Source organism: Pelomonas aquatica, from assembly GCF_026712205.1.
Taxonomy (GTDB): Bacteria; Pseudomonadota; Gammaproteobacteria; order Burkholderiales; family Burkholderiaceae_C; genus Pelomonas; species Pelomonas aquatica.
In genome coordinates this window covers 39883-55583 of record NZ_JAPPUW010000020.1, presented here as the reverse complement: position 1 = coordinate 55583, position 15701 = coordinate 39883, and the positions used below count along the sequence as shown (strand labels likewise).

16 protein-coding genes are annotated in these 15701 nt (G+C 69.1%); 12 read left to right on the top strand and 4 right to left on the bottom strand.

Annotated elements, in window-relative coordinates; all coding sequences use genetic code 11:
• Nucleotides 1-78 precede the first annotated feature (78 nt).
• Complete coding sequence (locus NYP07_RS19035) at nt 79-1047, top strand: GlxA family transcriptional regulator (protein WP_268153303.1); 969 nt, start codon at nt 79-81, stop codon at nt 1045-1047.
• Between the two features lie 17 nt (nt 1048-1064).
• On the opposite strand, the gene NYP07_RS19030 is transcribed toward NYP07_RS19035, so the two are convergent.
• The 3 genes from NYP07_RS19030 to NYP07_RS19020 are packed head-to-tail and all read right to left on the bottom strand — an operon-like array spanning nt 1065 to nt 3169.
• Nucleotides 1065-1607 (bottom strand): chromate transporter, encoded by a 543-nt coding sequence (locus NYP07_RS19030; protein WP_268153301.1) that lies wholly within the window; start codon nt 1605-1607, stop codon nt 1065-1067.
• Entirely contained in the window at nt 1604-2161 is a 558-nt protein-coding gene (locus tag NYP07_RS19025; RefSeq protein ID WP_268153299.1) for a chromate transporter, read from the bottom strand. The genes NYP07_RS19030 and NYP07_RS19025 overlap by 4 nt, the downstream gene beginning before the upstream one ends.
• Nucleotides 2162-3169: a D-2-hydroxyacid dehydrogenase family protein gene (locus NYP07_RS19020; RefSeq protein WP_268153297.1), complete on the bottom strand. Its 1008-nt coding sequence runs from the start codon at nt 3167-3169 to the stop codon at nt 2162-2164.
• Between the two features lie 80 nt (nt 3170-3249).
• On the opposite strand from NYP07_RS19020, the gene NYP07_RS19015 reads away from it, so the two are divergent.
• Complete coding sequence (locus NYP07_RS19015; protein ID WP_268153295.1) at nt 3250-3756, top strand: DUF1993 domain-containing protein; 507 nt, start codon at nt 3250-3252, stop codon at nt 3754-3756.
• 85 nt (nt 3757-3841) lie between these two features.
• On the opposite strand, the gene NYP07_RS19010 is transcribed toward NYP07_RS19015, so the two are convergent.
• Nucleotides 3842-4495 (bottom strand): GntR family transcriptional regulator, encoded by a 654-nt coding sequence (locus NYP07_RS19010; protein ID WP_268153293.1) that lies wholly within the window; start codon nt 4493-4495, stop codon nt 3842-3844.
• A 96-nt stretch (nt 4496-4591) separates the two neighbouring features.
• Between NYP07_RS19010 and scpA the strand changes: the two genes are divergently transcribed.
• From scpA to NYP07_RS18960, 10 genes are all read left to right on the top strand, one after another.
• Entirely contained in the window at nt 4592-6775 is a 2184-nt protein-coding gene (scpA, locus tag NYP07_RS19005; protein WP_268153291.1) for a methylmalonyl-CoA mutase, read from the top strand.
• On the top strand, nt 6775-7200 hold the full coding sequence (locus tag NYP07_RS19000; protein WP_268153289.1) for a GNAT family N-acetyltransferase: 426 nt from the start codon (nt 6775-6777) through the stop codon (nt 7198-7200). Before scpA ends, NYP07_RS19000 begins: the two co-directional genes overlap by 1 nt.
• Complete coding sequence (gene meaB, locus NYP07_RS18995) at nt 7197-8165, top strand: methylmalonyl Co-A mutase-associated GTPase MeaB (RefSeq protein ID WP_268153287.1); 969 nt, start codon at nt 7197-7199, stop codon at nt 8163-8165. The genes NYP07_RS19000 and meaB overlap by 4 nt, the downstream gene beginning before the upstream one ends.
• Nucleotides 8162-8551, top strand: a complete 390-nt coding sequence (locus NYP07_RS18990) for a VOC family protein (protein WP_268153285.1) — start codon at nt 8162-8164, stop codon at nt 8549-8551. Before meaB ends, NYP07_RS18990 begins: the two co-directional genes overlap by 4 nt.
• Before the next feature lie 15 nt (nt 8552-8566).
• Complete coding sequence (locus NYP07_RS18985) at nt 8567-10099, top strand: acyl-CoA carboxylase subunit beta (protein WP_268153283.1); 1533 nt, start codon at nt 8567-8569, stop codon at nt 10097-10099.
• Nucleotides 10100-10104: 5 nt separating this feature from the next.
• The gene (locus NYP07_RS18980) at nt 10105-10395 is read left to right on the top strand and encodes a helix-hairpin-helix domain-containing protein (protein WP_268153281.1); all 291 of its coding nucleotides are present in this window, start codon (nt 10105-10107) and stop codon (nt 10393-10395) included.
• 14 nt (nt 10396-10409) lie between these two features.
• On the top strand, nt 10410-11468 hold the full coding sequence (locus NYP07_RS18975) for an acyltransferase family protein (protein ID WP_268153279.1): 1059 nt from the start codon (nt 10410-10412) through the stop codon (nt 11466-11468).
• A complete protein-coding gene (locus tag NYP07_RS18970; RefSeq protein WP_268153277.1) occupies nt 11461-13587 on the top strand; it encodes an acetyl-CoA carboxylase biotin carboxylase subunit in 2127 nt (708 codons plus the stop codon). The genes NYP07_RS18975 and NYP07_RS18970 overlap by 8 nt, the downstream gene beginning before the upstream one ends.
• A complete protein-coding gene (locus tag NYP07_RS18965; protein ID WP_268153275.1) occupies nt 13587-14045 on the top strand; it encodes a VOC family protein in 459 nt (152 codons plus the stop codon). The genes NYP07_RS18970 and NYP07_RS18965 overlap by 1 nt, the downstream gene beginning before the upstream one ends.
• A gap of 260 nt (nt 14046-14305) precedes the next feature.
• Complete coding sequence (locus tag NYP07_RS18960; RefSeq protein ID WP_268153273.1) at nt 14306-15637, top strand: hypothetical protein; 1332 nt, start codon at nt 14306-14308, stop codon at nt 15635-15637.
• Nucleotides 15638-15701 lie beyond the last annotated feature (64 nt).

The window sequence follows — 15701 nt, the reverse complement described above, 5'->3', positions numbered from 1 at the left end:
TCGATGCGGCGGCCAGTGTGCGGCGCGGCGTGCCTGGCCGCCAGGACGCAGTTCCCACCTTTCCTGCCATAGTGGGGCATGGCCTGCCGCATCGTCTTCGTGCTCTTCCCGGGCTTCCAGCAGCTCGACCTGGCCGGCCCGATGGCGGTGTTCGAGGTGGCCCGGCTCGCCCGGCCCGGCAGCTACGACTGGCGGCTGGTGGCCAGCGCGCCGCCGGCCGTGCGCAGTTCCGCCGGCGTGGCCTGGCCGGTGCAGGCCCTGCCGCGCCGGCTGGGTGGCGGGGACACCGTCATGGTGATCGGCGGCGACGGCGTCGATGCCGCCTGCCGGGATGCGCGCCTCGTCGCCTGGCTGCAGCGGGCCAGCCGCTCGGGGGCGCGCATCGCCAGCATCTGCAGCGGCAGCCTGTTGCTGGCGGCGGCCGGCCTGCTGGACGAGCGCACGGCCACGACGCACTGGTCGCGCAGCCGGCAGTTCGCCACCGACTTCCCCGCCGTGCGCCTGCAGCCCGACCGCATCTATGTGCGCGAGCCGGCCCTGCGGCGGCGGCAACTGCCCGAGCTCTGGACCAGCGCCGGCATGACGGCCGGCATCGACCTGTGCCTGGCCCTCGTCGCCCACGACCATGGCGAGGAGGTGGCGAAGCAGGCCGCCCGGCAACTGGTGGTGGAGCGCCGGCGGCCGGGCGGGCAGTCGCAGTTCTCGCCGCTGCTGGACCTGCAGCGCCCGGAGGGCCGCTTCGGTGCGCTGCTCGACGAGGTGCGCCGCGACCTGCGGCAGGACCTCGGCGTGGAGGCGCTGGCCGCACTCGCCTGCATGAGCCCGCGCCACTTCGCGCGCTGCTTCCGGGCCGAGACGGGCGCGACGCCCGCCCAGGCCGTGGAACGCCTGCGGGTGGAGGCGGCGCGGGCGGCGCTGGAGCAGGGGGCGGCGTCGGTGCTGCGCGTGGCCGTGGACTGCGGCTTCGGCAACACCGAGCGCATGCGGCGCGCCTTTCTGCGCCTGCTGGGGCGGCCGCCGGCGGCGCTGCGTTCCGCCGCGGCCTGAACCGCCCGACGCGCTTCTCAGACCAGGCCGAGCGCGCCCAGCAGGCCGCCGGCCAGCACCATCCAGACCAGGCCCAGGCGCGTCTTCAGCGTCAGCAGCACCGTCGCGGCCATCAGTGCCAGCGTGCCCCAGCGGTGCGCGTCGACCTTCAGGAAGGGCAGGGCCAGCAGCCAGCCGGTCGCGATGATGAGGCCCAGCGTCAGCGGCGTCATGCCGGCCGAGAAGGCGCGCAGCACGACATGCTCGCGGTTGGCGCGCGCCCAGCGCGTGGCGGTCAGCGTCAGCACGCTGGACGGCAGCATCATGCCGGCCATGGACGCGGCGGCCCCCGGCAGGCCGGCGACGTTCCAGCCCAGCACCGCGACGAAGAGGATGTTGGGCCCCGGCGCGGCCTGGGCCAGCGCGATGGACGAGGTGAAGGAGGTGTCGGTCAGCCAGCCCGTCCTGTCGACGAGGTAGCGGTGCATCTCCGGCACCGTCGTGATGCCGCCGCCGATGGCCAGCAGCGACAGCGTCAGGAAATGCAGGAAGAGGCTGGAGAGGTCGACGGGCGTGCTCACTGCCTGAGCCTCCACCAGGCGACGAGCATGCCGCTGCCGCCCAGCAGCGCGAGGACGTCGATCAGCGGCCAGCGCAGCAGGCCGATCAGCGCGAAGGCCAGCAGGGCCAGGCCCAGGGCCAGCGGGCGCCCGAGCGGGCTCTTCTTCAGCGCCGGCAGCAGCTTGAGGCCGGTGGCCAGGATGAGCCCGGCCGACACCGCGCCCATGCCGCGCAGCGCGTCCGCGGCGACGGGGTGGCCGGCGACCTGGCCGTAGATGGCGGCCATGCCGAGCACGATGACCGAGGGCACGCCCAGCATGCCGGCCAGCGCGACGACGGCGCCGCGCAGCCCGAAGAAGCGGTCGCCGATCATCATCGACAGGTTGACGATATTGGGCCCCGGCAGCACCTGGGCGATGGCCAGGGTCTCGACGAAGTCCTCCTTGCTCATCCAGCCCAGGCGCTCGACCAGCTCGCGCTGGGCCACGGCCAGCACGCCGCCGAAGCCCTGCAGCGCCAGCCGCGAGAACGCGAGGAAGAGCTCGGTCAGCGACCGCGGCCGGTTCTGGCTCATTCAGCGCAGAACCTTGAGCGCCTCGGGGTTGACGATGTTCGTCGGCCGCGACTGCATGAAGTTCAGCACATTGTCGAAGGCGGCGTCGAAGTAGAGCTCGTAACCGTCCTGCTCGACATAGCCGATATGGGGCGTGCAGACCGCGTTCTCCAGCCGCAGCAGCGGGTGGCCCTGCAGGATGGGCTCGCTCTCGAACACGTCGATGGCGGCCATGCCGGGGCGGCCGCGGTTCAGCGCGGACACCAGCGCGTTCTCCTGCAGCAGCTCGGCCCGCGAGGTGTTCACGAACAGCGCGGTCGGCTTCATCTGCGCGAGGTCTTCGGGCGTGACGATGCCGCGGGTCGCGTTGCACAGGCGCAGGTGCACGCTCAGCACGTCGGCCTCGGCGAAGAAGGCCTCGCGGCTGGCCGCGGCCTCGTGGCCGTCGGCCTCGGCCTTCAGCCGCGAGGACTCGCTGCCCCAGACTAGCACCGTCATGCCGAAGGCGCGGCCGTAGCCGGCGACGAGCTGGCCGATCTTGCCGTAGCCCCAGATGCCCAGCGTCCTGCCCTTGAGCACCATGCCGACGCCGAAATTGGCCGGCATGGAGGCCGCCTTCAGCCCCGCCTGCTGCCAGGCGCCGTGCTTGAGGTTGCCGATGTACTGCGGCAGCCGACGCATGGACGCCATGATGAGGGCCCAGGTCAGTTCGGCCGGCGCGACCGGGCTGCCCATGCCCTCGGCCACCGCGATGCCCAGTCGCGTGCAGGCCTCGACGTCGATGTGGCTGCCGACGCGGCCGGTCTGCGAGATGAGCTTGAGCTTGGGCAGCTTCTCGAGCAGCTGGCGCGGGAAGGCGGTGCGCTCGCGGATCAGCACCAGCACCTCGGCGTCGCGCAGCCGCACGGAGAGTTGCCCGATGCCCTTCACCGTGTTGGTGAACACCTTGGCGTTCAGGGGCTCCAGCTTGGCTGCGCAGCGCAGTTTTCGGACGGCGTCCTGGTAGTCGTCAAGAATGATCACGTTCATGGCTCGGGGCATTTTGCCCCGCCGTGCGGCAAGCGTCGGCCGTGCTGGCTACGATAGTTTTCCCGCAAAGGAGACCCCCGATGACGAAGATCTCGATGCATGCCGCGAGCGTTCCCGCCTTCGCGAAGATGCTGGGCAACATGCTGAGCTGGCTGGAAGCCGCCAAGGCCCATGCCGAGGCGCGCAAGTTCCCGGCCGACAACTACCTGGGCCTGCGTCTGGCGCCCGACATGCTGCCGTTCACGAAGCAGATCCAGATCGCCAGCGACGCGGCCAAGGGCTGCGTGGCCCGCCTGGCCGGCCAGGAGATCCCGAAGTACGAGGACGACGAGGCGACGCTGGCCGAACTGGCCGAGCGCATCCGCAAGACGCGCGACTATGTGCTGTCGGTGCCGGCGGCGGCCTTCGAGGGCAGCGAGGACCGCGAGATCACGATCCCGCGCCGCTCGGGCGAGGCGCTGAAGTTCGACGGGCTGAGCTATCTGACGCATTTCGCCCAGCCCAACTTCTATTTCCACGCCACCACCACTTACGCGCTGTTGCGCCATGCCGGCGTGCCGCTGGGCAAGAGCGATTACCTGGGCTGAGCGAAGGCCGGGGGCGGCTGCCAGCCGCTCCTGGCTTCGATGGGCAAGCCCTGTCGGCGGCGGTTCACGACCTGTCCCGATTCCTTCAGGCGGCAGCCTGGGTGGCGCTCAGGCCGTTGCGGAAATGGGCGCTGACGAGGCTGCGGCAGGCCTGGGCGTCGCGCGCCAGCAGCGCGGCGACGATGGCCCGGTGCTCGTCCAGCGATTCCGCCAGCCGGCCCTCGCGGAACAGCGAATGGTGGCGGTTGAGCTTCATCAGCCGGCGCAGATCGCCCACGATCTGCAGCCGCCAGCGGTTGCCGTCGATCTCCAGCACGCGCAGGTGGAAGCGCTCGTTGGCGGCGAAGAAGCGGTCCTGGTCGGGGAGGGCGTCCTCCAACTCGCGGTGCAACTGGCCGAGTTCGGCCAACTCGGCGTTCGTGGCGCGGCTGGCCACCTCGGCGGCCGCGTCACTTTCGAGCAGCGACAGCAGTTGGTAGGCTTCCCGCACGTCGCGCTCGCTCATCTCGGTCACGTAGGCGCCGCGGCGCAGCTTCATCGTCACCAGGCCTTCGGCGGCCAGCACCTTCAGCGCCTCGCGCAGCGGCGTGCGGCTGATGCCCAGTTCGCCGCAGAGCTTGAGCTCGTCGATCCACGAGCCCGGCTCCAGCTCGCGGCCCAGGATGCGCTGGCGCAGCCGGTCGGCCACCTGCTCGTACAGGGCCGTGGAGGCGAGTGGGGCGGCGTGCCGGTCGGTCATGGGCGGGGCGGGTGTCAGTTCAGTGTAGCGCTTCTGAATTTATAATTATGAATGACGAATCGGCTAAGATGCCGACCGAGTTACAGGAGAGTTTCGATGTCGGATGCCAGCCGCGCCGCAGGCGCCCCGGAGTTCAAGACCGCCACGCTGGAGCAGTGGAACAAGGCAGCAGCCAAGTCCGCCCCGGGCGGTGACGTGGCTGCGCTGAACTGGGTCACGCCCGAGGGCCTGACGGTCAAGCCGCTCTACACCGCGGCCGACACGGCCGGCCTGCCGCATGCCGACACCTTGCCCGGCTTCGAACCCTTCCTGCGCGGCCCGCAGGCGACGATGTATGCCGCGCGGCCCTGGACCATCCGCCAGTACGCCGGCTTCTCCACCGCCGAGGAGAGCAATGCCTTTTATAGAAAGGCGCTCGCCGCCGGCGGCCAGGGCGTGTCGGTGGCCTTCGACCTGGCCACCCACCGCGGCTACGACAGCGACCATCCGCGCGTGACGGGCGACGTCGGCAAGGCCGGCGTGGCCATCGATTCGGTGGAGGACATGAAGATCCTGTTCGACGGCATCCCGCTGGACAAGGTCTCGGTGTCGATGACGATGAACGGTGCCGTGCTGCCGGTGCTGGCCGGCTATGTCGTGGCGGCGGAAGAGCAGGGCGTGGGCCAGCAGCAGCTGGCGGGGACCATCCAGAACGACATCCTGAAGGAGTTCATGGTCCGCAACACCTATATCTACCCGCCGGAGCCATCGATGCGCATCGTCGGCGACATCATCGAGTACACGGCCCGGGAGTGCCCCAGGTTCAACTCCATCTCCATCTCGGGCTATCACATGCAGGAGGCGGGCGCCAACCAGGCGCTGGAGCTGGCCTTCACGCTGGCAGACGGCCAGGAGTATGTGAGGACCGCGATGGCCAAGGGCCTGAGCGTGGACGACTTCGCGCCGCGCCTGTCCTTCTTCTGGGCCATCGGGATGAACTTCTATCTCGAGATCGCCAAGATGCGCGCCGCGCGCCTGCTGTGGTGCCGCATCATGAAGGACTTCGGCGCTGCGTCGCCCAAGAGCCTGATGCTGCGCACCCACTGCCAGACTTCGGGATGGAGCCTGACCGAGCAGGACCCGTACAACAACGTCGTGCGCACCACCATCGAGGCCATGGCCGCCGTGTTCGGCGGCACGCAATCCCTGCACACCAACTCGCTGGACGAGGCCATCGCGCTGCCCACCGAGTTCAGCAGCCGCATCGCGCGCAACACCCAGCTCATCATCCAGGAAGAGACCCACATCACCAGCGTCGTCGACCCCTGGGCCGGCAGCTACATGATGGAGAAGCTCACCCAGGACATGGCCGACAAGGCCTGGGCCATCATCGAGGAGGTGAACGCCCAGGGCGGCATGATCAAGGCGGTGGATTCGGGCTGGGCCAAGCTCAAGATCGAGGCCAGCGCGGCGGAGAAGCAGGCCCGCATCGACTCCGGCGCCGACGTCATCGTCGGCGTCAACAAGTACAAGCTCGCCAAGGAAGACCCGGTCGAGATCCTGGAAGTGGACAACGTCAAGGTGCGCGACGCACAGATTGAGCGGCTGAAGAAGATCAAGGCCACGCGCAATGCCGAGTCGGTCCAGGCGGCGCTGGCCGCGCTGACCCAGGCGGCCGAGACCGGCGAGGGCAACCTGCTGGACCTCAGCATTCAGGCCGTGCGCGTGCGCGCGACGGTGGGCGAGATCTCCGACGCGTTGGAAGCCGTCTTTGGCCGCCACCGCGCCGACACCCACAAGGTCAGCGGCGTCTATGCCGCGGCCTATGACTCGGCCGAGGGCTGGGCCAAGCTGCAGGGCGAGATCGCCGCATTCGGCGACGAACAAGGCCGGCGCCCGCGCGTGATGATCGCCAAGCTCGGCCAGGACGGCCACGACCGCGGCGCCAAGGTCGTCGCCACCGCGTTTGCCGACCTCGGCTTCGACGTCGACATCGGCCCGTTGTTCCAGACCCCTGAGGAGTGCGCCCGCCAGGCCATCGAGAACGACGTGCACGCCGTGGGCGTGTCGACGCTGGCCGCCGGCCACAAGACGCTGGTGCCGGCCATCCTCGCCGAGCTGAAGAAGCAGGGCGCCGACGACATCATCGTCTTCGTCGGCGGCGTCATCCCGCAGCAGGACTACGACTTCCTGTACGAGGCCGGCGTCAAGGGCATCTATGGCCCGGGCACGCCCATCCCGGCCAGCGCCAAGAGCGTGCTGGAGTCCATCAAGGCGCAACTGGCTGGAGTGACCGCCTGATGACGCCGACGCTGGCGCCCGTTGCCGACGAGGACTTCGAGGCCATGCTGGCCCTGCGCATCGAGGCGCTGCGCGAGAGCCTGGAGCGGCTGGGCCGCTTCAACCCCGACGTCGCCCGGGCGCGGCTGAAGAGCCAGTTCCGGCCCGAGTGGATGCAGCACCTCGTCGTCGACGGCGAGCGCGTCGGCTATTTCACTGTTGAGCCGCGCGACGGCGAGTTGCGTCTGCACCACCTCTATCTGCGGCCGGCCGCGCAAGGGCAGGGCGTCGGCGCCTGGGTGCTCGACCTGATCAAGTCACGAGGTCTGCCGATCACGCTGGCCGCGTTGCGCGACAGCCGTGCCAACGACTTCTATCGTCGCCACGGCTTCCGTGCCGTCGAGGAACAGGACTTCGACATCGAATACCGCTGGGAGGCCGCTTGAGCCTCGCTGAGCCGCTGCAGGGCGGCGACCGCCGCGCGCTGGCCAAGGCCATCACGCTGATCGAGTCCACCCGGGCCGACCACCGCGAGCAGGCCGACGCGCTGTTGACCGCGCTGATGCCCGCCACCGGCGGCGCGCTGCGGCTGGGCATCTCCGGCGTGCCGGGCGTGGGCAAGAGCACCTTCATCGAGGCCCTGGGCGTCTTCCTGCTGGAGCGCGGCCACCGCGTCGCGGTGCTGACGATTGACCCCTCCAGCAGCGTGTCCGGCGGCGCCATCCTGGGCGACAAGACGCGCATGGAGAAGCTCTCCATGGACACGCGTGCCTTCATCCGCCCCAGCCCCAGCGGCGGCACGCTGGGCGGTGTGGCCGAGAAGACGCGTGAGGCCCTGCTGCTGTGCGAGGCGGCGGGCTTCGACGTCGTCATCGTCGAGACCGTCGGCGTGGGCCAGAGCGAAACCGCCGTGGCCGGCATGACCGACCTCTACCTGCTGCTGCAGTTGCCCAATGCCGGCGACGACCTGCAGGCCATCAAGAAGGGCGTCATGGAGCTGGCCGACCTCGTCGTCATCAACAAGGCCGACCTGGACCAGGCCGCCGCGATGCGCGCGCAGGCGCAGATCACGTCGGCGCTGCGGCTGCTGCCCACCCATGCCCATGCCACGCAGCGCGTCATGAAGGTCAGCGCGCTGAAGTCCGACGGCATCGAACCCGTGTGGGCCGCGCTGACGGCGCTGCGCACCGAGCGCGAGGCCAGCGGCGCCTGGGGCGCCAGGCGCCGCGAGCAGTCGCTGGCCTGGATGTGGGAGCGTATCCAGTCCGGGCTGAAGCAGGCCTTCATGGCCCATCCCGGCGTGCATGCGCAGCTGGACATCACCACGGCCGCCGTGCGCGAAGGCCGCACGCCGGCCTCCACCGCCGCCCGCCAGCTGCTGGCGGCCTTTCAAGCCGGGAGCGTCGCATGATCACGGGCCTGCATCACCTCAACCTGCGCGCGCCTGCTCCGATGCTCGCCGTGCTGCGCGATTTCTACCGCGATGCGCTCGGCCTCGAACCCGGCCCGCGGCCGAACTTCGGCACGTCCGGCTACTGGCTCTATGCGGGCGGCCACCCGGTGCTGCACCTGTCCGAGCAGGCGCCGCACGAGCCGCGGCGCGGCGCCGTGGACCCGGCCGCGCCGACGACCTACGACCACACCGCCTTTGCCGGCACCGACCCCGAGGCCACCGCCGCGCAGCTGCGCCAGCTGGGCGTGGCCTTTCACGAATCCCGCTCGGCCGTGACCGGCCAGCACCAGTTCTTCCTGCAAGACCCCGCCGGCAACGGCGTGGAGATCAATTTCCCGTTCTGAAGAGAGCCGACCACCATGCACGACATCCTGCAAGCACTCGAAGCCAAGCGCGCCCGCGCCCGGCTGGGCGGCGGCGAGAAGCGCATCGCCGCCCAGCACGCCAAGGGCAAGCTGACCGCCCGCGAGCGGCTGGAGCTGTTGTTCGACGAGGGCAGCTTCGAGGAATGGGACATGTTCGTCGAGCACCGCTGCGTCGACTTCGGCATGGCCGACAACAAGATCCCCGGCGATGGCGTCGTGACCGGCTACGGCATGATCAACGGCCGCCTGGCCTTCGCCTTCAGCCAGGACTTCACCGTCTTCGGTGGCGCGCTGTCCGAGGCCCATGCCGAGAAGATCTGCAAGGTGATGGACCAGGCGATGAAGGTCGGCGCCCCGGTCATCGGCCTGAACGACTCGGGCGGCGCGCGCATCCAGGAGGGCGTCGCCAGCTTGGGCGGCTATGCCGACGTGTTCCAGAAGAACGTGCTGGCCTCGGGCGTGATTCCGCAGATCAGCATGATCATGGGCCCCTGCGCCGGCGGCGCGGTCTACTCGCCGGCCATGACGGACTTCATCTTCATGGTGAAGGACAGCAGCTATATGTTCGTCACCGGCCCCGAGGTCGTGAAGACCGTGACGCACGAGGAAGTGACGGCCGAGGAACTTGGCGGCGCGACGACGCACAGCACGCGCAGCGGCGTGGCCGACCTGGCCTTCGAGAACGACGTCGAGGCGCTGCTGATGCTGCGCCGCTTCTTCAACTACCTGCCGCTGTCCAACCGCGAGAAGGCGCCCGTGCGTCCCAGCGGCGACCCGGCCGGCCGGCTCGACCTGTCGCTGGACACGCTGGTGCCCGACAACCCGAACAAGCCCTATGACATCAAGGAGCTGATCCTCAAGGCCGTCGATGACGGCGACTTCTTCGAGCTGCAGCCCGACTACGCGAAGAACATCGTCACCGGCTTCGCCCGCATGGAGGGCCAGACGGTCGGCATCGTCGCCAACCAGCCCCTCGTGCTGGCCGGCTGCCTGGACATCAAGAGCAGCATCAAGGCCGCGCGCTTCGTGCGCTTCTGCGACGCCTTCCACATCCCCGTCATCACCTTCGTCGACGTGCCCGGCTTCATGCCCGGCACCAGCCAGGAATACGGCGGCATCATCAAGCACGGCGCCAAGCTGCTGTACGCCTACGCCGAGGCCACCGTGCCCAAGATCACCGTCATCACCCGCAAGGCCTATGGAGGCGCCTACGACGTGATGGCCTCCAAGCATCTGCGCGGCGACGTGAACTTCGCCTGGCCCAACGCCGAGATCGCCGTGATGGGCGCCAAGGGCGCCGTCGAGATCATCTTCCGCGAGGACAAGGGCGACCCCGAGAAGCTCGCGGCCAAGGAGGCCGAGTACAAGGCCCGCTTCGCCAACCCCTTCGTGGCCGGCAGCCGCGGCTTCATCGACGACGTCATCCAGCCCCACGAGACGCGCAAGCGCATCTGCCGCTCGCTGGCGATGCTGAAGGACAAGAAGCTCGACAACCCGTGGCGCAAGCACGGCAACATCCCGCTCTGACGGCCATGGCCAAGGCAACCTGTGCCGCCGAAGCGAAGCGGCTCACCGACATCCCCAACATCGGCAAGGCCCTGGAGGCCGACCTGATCGGCCTGGGGCTGCCGACGCCTGCACATGTGAAGGCCATGGACCCCTTCGAGACCTACGACCGCCTTCGCGACGCCCAGGGCCGGCTGCACGACCCCTGCGTGCTGGACACCTTCATGGTCGCGCACGACTTCATGAACGGCGGGCCCGCCCAGCCGTGGTGGAACTTCACCGAGCAGCGCAAGAAGCTGTTCGCGAAAACGAAATGAGCAGGCAGGGTGCGATGTCGTTCGCGGGCCTCCAGATGCTGCGTGCATTTGCGGCCTGGCTGGTCGTGCTGCATCACTACCACCAACTGATCCACGGGTTCGACAAGTCCACGCTGGTGGGGCGGCTGCTCGTCGAGGCCGGGCCCTACGGCGTTGACGTGTTCTTCGTCATCAGCGGTTTCATCATGCACAGCTCGCTGACCGGGCGCGAGCAGCGACCTGCAGACTTCCTGATGCGTCGAGTCGATCGCATCGTGCCGGCCTATTGGCTGGCGACGGTTGTGTTCGCGGTCTGCGTTGCCGTACTGGGGCGTGCCGAAGACCGCTGGACTCAATGGGACGCGCAGCGCCTGATCCTGTCTGCGCTGTTCATTCCCCACAAGCACCTAAGCAGCATGGGTCAGTACCCCGTGCTCACGGTCGGCTGGTCGCTCAACTTCGAGATGTTCTTCTACACGTTCCTGACCTTGATGCTGGTCTTGGCGGGACGATTCTGGATGTGGGCGGTCGCCTTGCTGCTGGTTGCCCTGCCATGGATCTGGCCTGTCAATGCCCCCTGGGCCGCAGTGCTCGCGTCACCGCTGCTGTTGTTCTTCGTCGCGGGCTTGCTCATCAGCCGCTGCTTGCAGTGGATGCAGGCTCGCGGCACGGCAGGTTCGCCATCCTGGCGGCTTGAGCTGCTGTTCGCGGTGCTCGTGTCGATCTGGACCTTCGCCTATCTCGGCTTCAAGCCCCTGCCACTGCTATGGCGATTCGATTTCCCGTTGCGGTTGCTGACTGCAGTTGCCGCCGTGGTGATGGTCATCCGGTGCGAGGGCTGGCTGGCGGGCAGGCCGTCGCTGGGCTGGCTGGTCCGACTGGGCGACGCTTCCTACTCCACCTACCTGGTCCACCCCATCGTATTGGTGCTGATGCTGGCCCTGCCCTGGGTCGTGGTCGGGCCCGACCTGCAGCCCCTGGCCCTGCTGGCCTACGTGGCCGGAACGCTGGGGCTGTCCCTTGTTTTTCATCGTTATGTAGAGAGCCGTCGCTGGTTCACGCGAAGCCTGACCGCTAGAGGTGCAAATGTTTAAGAAGATCCTGATCGCCAACCGGGGTGAAATCGCCTGCCGGGTTATCGCAACGGCGAAGAAGATGGGCATTGCCACCGTCGCCGTCTACTCCGAGGCCGACAAGGATGCCCGCCATGTCGAGCTGGCCGACGAGGCCGTGCTGCTCGGCCCGGCGCCGTCGCGCGAGAGCTATCTCGTCGCCGACAAGATCATTGCCGCCTGCAAGCAGACCGGCGCCGAGGCGCTGCACCCGGGCTACGGCTTCCTGTCCGAGAACGAGGACTTCGCGCGCCGCTGCGAGGCCGAGGGTATCGTCTTCATCGGCCCCAAGCACTACAGCATCGCGGCCATGGGCGACAAGATCGCGTCCAAGAAGCTGGCCAATGAAGCCCAGGTCAGCACCATCCCCGGCCACAACGAGCCCATCCTGTCGCCGGAAGAGGCGGTAGCGATCGCGCAACGCATCGGCTATCCGGTCATGATCAAGGCCAGCGCCGGCGGCGGTGGCAAGGGCCTGCGCGTGGCCTTCAACGACAAGGAATGCTTCGAGGGCTTCAGCTCCTGCCGCAACGAGGCGCGCAACAGCTTCGGCGACGACCGCGTCTTCATGGAGAAGTTCGTCGAGCAGCCGCGCCACATCGAGATCCAGGTGCTGGGCGACGGCCACGGCAACGTCGTCTACCTGCACGAGCGCGAGTGCTCCATCCAGCGCCGCCACCAGAAGGTCATCGAGGAGGCGCCGTCGCCCTTCATCAGCGAGGCCACGCGCAAGGCCATGGGCGAGCAGGCCGTGGCCCTGGCCAAGGCCGTCAACTACCAGAGCGCCGGCACCGTGGAGTTCGTCGTCGGCAAGGACCAGGACTTCTACTTCCTGGAGATGAACACGCGGCTGCAGGTCGAGCACCCGGTGACGGAATGCATCACGGGGCTGGACCTCGTCGAGCAGATGATCCGCGTCGCGGCCGGGGAGGCGCTGACCTTCAAGCAGGCCGACATCAGGCGCGACGGCTGGGCCATTGAATGCCGCATCAATGCGGAAGACCCCTTCCGCAACTTCCTGCCCTCGACCGGCCGCCTGGTGCGCTACCAGCCGCCCGAGGCCTCGATGGAGGCTGCCAGCCCCCGCTCGCTGGGTACAGCGAACGCCCCCCAAGGGGGCGCGGCCGACCTTGGGAGCGGCCCGGCGGTCGGCCTGGCCGAGCCGCAGCGCTTCGGCGTGCGCGTGGACACCGGCGTCTACGAAGGCGGCGAGATCCCGATGTTCTACGACTCGATGATCGCCAAGCTCATCGTGCACGGCAAGGATCGCACCGAGGCCATCGCCAAGATGCGCGAGGCGCTGAACGGCTTCGTCATCCGCGGCGTGTCCAGCAACATTCCCTTCCAGGCCGCGTTGCTGGCGCATCCAGACTTCGCCACCGGCAACTTCAACACCGGCTTCATCGCCCAGCATTACGCGGGCGGCTTCAAGGCCGAGGACGTGCCGCACGACGACCCGCTCTTCCTCGTCGCGCTGGCCGGCTTCATCCGCCGCAAGGCGCGTGAGCGCGAGGCCGGCATCAGCGGCCAGCTGCCGGGCCACGAGGTGCAGATCGAGCACGACTACGTCGCCGTCGTGAACCTGGGCGGCGGCCGCTCCGAGCCGCATGCGCTGCGCATCACCGAGTTCGCCGGCGCGCTGGGCGAGGCGCGCGTGCAGGTGGGGGGCAAGGACTTTCGGCTTGTCTCCGGCTCGCGGCTGAACGATGTGCGCATCAGCGGCACGGTCAACGGCCAGGCCTTCACGGCCCAGGCCGAGCGCGGCACGGCCAAGAACCCGCTGGCCTACCGCATCCAGCACGGCGGGCGCTCCGTCGAGCTGACCGTGCTGAGCCCGCGCGCGGCCGAGCTGCAGGCGCTGATGCCCTACAAGGCGCCGCCGGACACGTCCAAGCTGCTGCTGTCGCCGATGCCGGGCCTGCTGGTGCAGCTGGCGGCCCAGGTCGGCCAGACCGTTCAGGCCGGCGAAAGGCTCGCGGTCATCGAGGCGATGAAGATGGAGAACATCCTCAGCGCCAGCCAGGACGTCACCGTGGCCGAGGTGCTGGCCAGGCCGGGCGAGAGCCTGTCGGTGGACCAACCCATCCTGAGGTTCGCGTGATGAAGCCCTACCGCATCCTCGGCATCCAGCAGATCGCCATCGGCGGCCCCGACAAGGCCGCGCTGCGCAAGCTCTGGGTGGATGTGCTGGGCCTGCAGCTCACCGGCAATTTCGTGTCCGCGCGGGAGAACGTGGACGAGGACATCTGCGCCATCGGCCAGGGGCCGCACAAGGTCGAGGTGGACCTGATGCAGCCGCTGGACCCCGACAAGAAGCCCGCCGTGCACACGACGCCGCTGAACCATGTCGGCCTGTGGGTGGACGACCTGCCCAAGGCCGTCGAGTGGATGAGCGCCAACGGCGTGCGCTTCGCGCCCGGCGGCATCCGCAAGGGCGCGGCCGGTTTCGACATCTGCTTCATCCACCCGAAGAGCAATGACGAATTCCCGATCGGCGGCGAAGGCGTGCTGATCGAGCTCGTGCAGGCGCCGCCCGAGGTCGTCGCGGCGCTGGGCTGATTTCACAGCCCCGTCAAAGCTCGCTTGCCGGCCCGCGAAGCGGTTCGCTGCCGGCGAAGCGGCGATTCCCGACTTGCCGCTTCCGCGCAGCCGTACCGCTGCGTAACCTGAGGCCTGCAAAACTTGCGCGTGCCGCGCTGGGCTGACCGGCCCGTGGCACACCGGGAGGCGCGGTGGCCACAAGCCGGCGTGTGGATTCGGTCGCAAGGCTTTGCACTGATGGGGCCAGAATCGGCGTCTTTTGTCCGTCACGCCGCCCGATGCGCCCGATCTTCCCGCTGCTGGCCCTGCTGCTGCCCACGCTGGCGCAGGCCTGGGGCAACCACAGCCCCATGTGCTACCGCGCCTTCGAGCGCATGCCCGAGGTCGCGAATGCCGCGCCCGTGACGGCCGAACCCCTCGTCGATTTCCTGCGCAGCCAGGAGGCGCCCATCGCCGCCTTGCTGGACGGGCAGGAAGCCGCCTCCCGCGAGCACCTGAAGACCTATGCGCCGCGGCCCGAGGCGCTGCGCTTCACGGCCGATGCCCGGCGCAGCGATGCCGACCGTCGTGCCGCCTTGCTGCGGGCGCTGCGGCTTTCGCCGCAATCCAGGCTGGCGCTCTATCTGCAGCCTGACCCGCGCGAGCCCGACACGCAGAGGCCGCCACTGGATGCCGCCCTCGTCACCGCCGTGAAGCCCGGTGCCGGCGCGACGCAGCGCTTCATCGCGCTCAGCCCCGGCGAGGCGGTGGCGCCGCTGGCCGTGCTGGCCTCGGCCTGCGACGAGCCCGACTACGGCCACGACCTCAATCTCTTCGACGACAACCCCGGCCACCCCGGCTACGGCTTCGGCAGGCAGCCCTTCGGCAATCCGGCCGTCGCCATCGGCTCGCAGGCGCCTTTCCACATGGGCTTCTTCCACCAGGGGGCCATCTTCGACATGCTGGCGCCGGGCTTCACGCGCAGCTTCGTCGAGATGCGCGTGATGCAGTACGCCGGCCTGGCCCAACTGGCCTGGCGCAGCGGCCATGCCTACTGGGGCTGGCGCTTCGCCGGCATGGCGCTGCACCACATCGAGGATCTGACCCAGCCCTACCACGCCAGCGCGGCGCCCGGCGCCACGCTCGGCCGCATGCTGTGGGCCAATCTGCAGGCGGGGCTCGGCGCGGCGGCGGAGCTGCACGGCCTCGTCGTGTTGCAGGGCAACCGGCATTTCGTGCTGGAGAAGTTCCAGACGAACTGGATCCTGGACGATGCACGCCAGCGGCGTGACGGGCCGCTGGAGCTGGCGCTGCGCGACGCGAGCCGCGATGCGCGCTACCCGGCCTGGGGCTGGGCCTATGCGCGCGACGTCGTCGCGGCCGAGGCCCATGCGGCCGGGCCGGCGACGGACGCGGCCGTCGTGGCCGGCGCACCGGCACGTTTCGTCAGCGACCCGGGGCTGGACTTCGCGGCCGACGAGGCGCGCTACGGCCCCGAGCTGGAGCGCGACACGCAGGGCCGGCACCCGGCCCTGCAGCGCCAGGTCGCCGAACTGCTCGGCCATTTCGGCGCGCACAGCCGCAATGCGCTGCGGGGCATGCTGAAGGAAGCCGGGAAATCGCCCCGTTGAATTTCGTCTCTGGCGAAATCTCTATCGTTTCTTGGCGCAGAATTGCGTTCTTCACGAAGGCTAT

Excerpts from the sequence above, each read along its gene's own strand:
- NYP07_RS19035 (WP_268153303.1), top strand. The coding sequence starts at position 79 with ATGGCCTGCCGCATCGTCTTCGTGCTCTTCCCGGGCTTCCAGCAGCTC.
- NYP07_RS19025 (WP_268153299.1), bottom strand. The coding sequence starts at position 2,161 with ATGAGCCAGAACCGGCCGCGGTCGCTGACCGAGCTCTTCCTCGCGTTC.
- NYP07_RS19020 (WP_268153297.1), bottom strand. The coding sequence starts at position 3,169 with ATGAACGTGATCATTCTTGACGACTACCAGGACGCCGTCCGAAAACTG.
- NYP07_RS19015 (WP_268153295.1), top strand. The coding sequence starts at position 3,250 with ATGACGAAGATCTCGATGCATGCCGCGAGCGTTCCCGCCTTCGCGAAG.
- NYP07_RS19010 (WP_268153293.1), bottom strand. The coding sequence starts at position 4,495 with ATGACCGACCGGCACGCCGCCCCACTCGCCTCCACGGCCCTGTACGAG.
- scpA (WP_268153291.1), top strand. The coding sequence starts at position 4,592 with ATGTCGGATGCCAGCCGCGCCGCAGGCGCCCCGGAGTTCAAGACCGCC.
- NYP07_RS19000 (WP_268153289.1), top strand. The coding sequence starts at position 6,775 with ATGACGCCGACGCTGGCGCCCGTTGCCGACGAGGACTTCGAGGCCATG.
- NYP07_RS18990 (WP_268153285.1), top strand. The coding sequence starts at position 8,162 with ATGATCACGGGCCTGCATCACCTCAACCTGCGCGCGCCTGCTCCGATG.
- NYP07_RS18985 (WP_268153283.1), top strand. The coding sequence starts at position 8,567 with ATGCACGACATCCTGCAAGCACTCGAAGCCAAGCGCGCCCGCGCCCGG.
- NYP07_RS18980 (WP_268153281.1), top strand. The coding sequence starts at position 10,105 with ATGGCCAAGGCAACCTGTGCCGCCGAAGCGAAGCGGCTCACCGACATC.
- NYP07_RS18975 (WP_268153279.1), top strand. The coding sequence starts at position 10,410 with ATGTCGTTCGCGGGCCTCCAGATGCTGCGTGCATTTGCGGCCTGGCTG.
- NYP07_RS18970 (WP_268153277.1), top strand. The coding sequence starts at position 11,461 with ATGTTTAAGAAGATCCTGATCGCCAACCGGGGTGAAATCGCCTGCCGG.
- NYP07_RS18965 (WP_268153275.1), top strand. The coding sequence starts at position 13,587 with ATGAAGCCCTACCGCATCCTCGGCATCCAGCAGATCGCCATCGGCGGC.
- NYP07_RS18960 (WP_268153273.1), top strand. The coding sequence starts at position 14,306 with ATGCGCCCGATCTTCCCGCTGCTGGCCCTGCTGCTGCCCACGCTGGCG.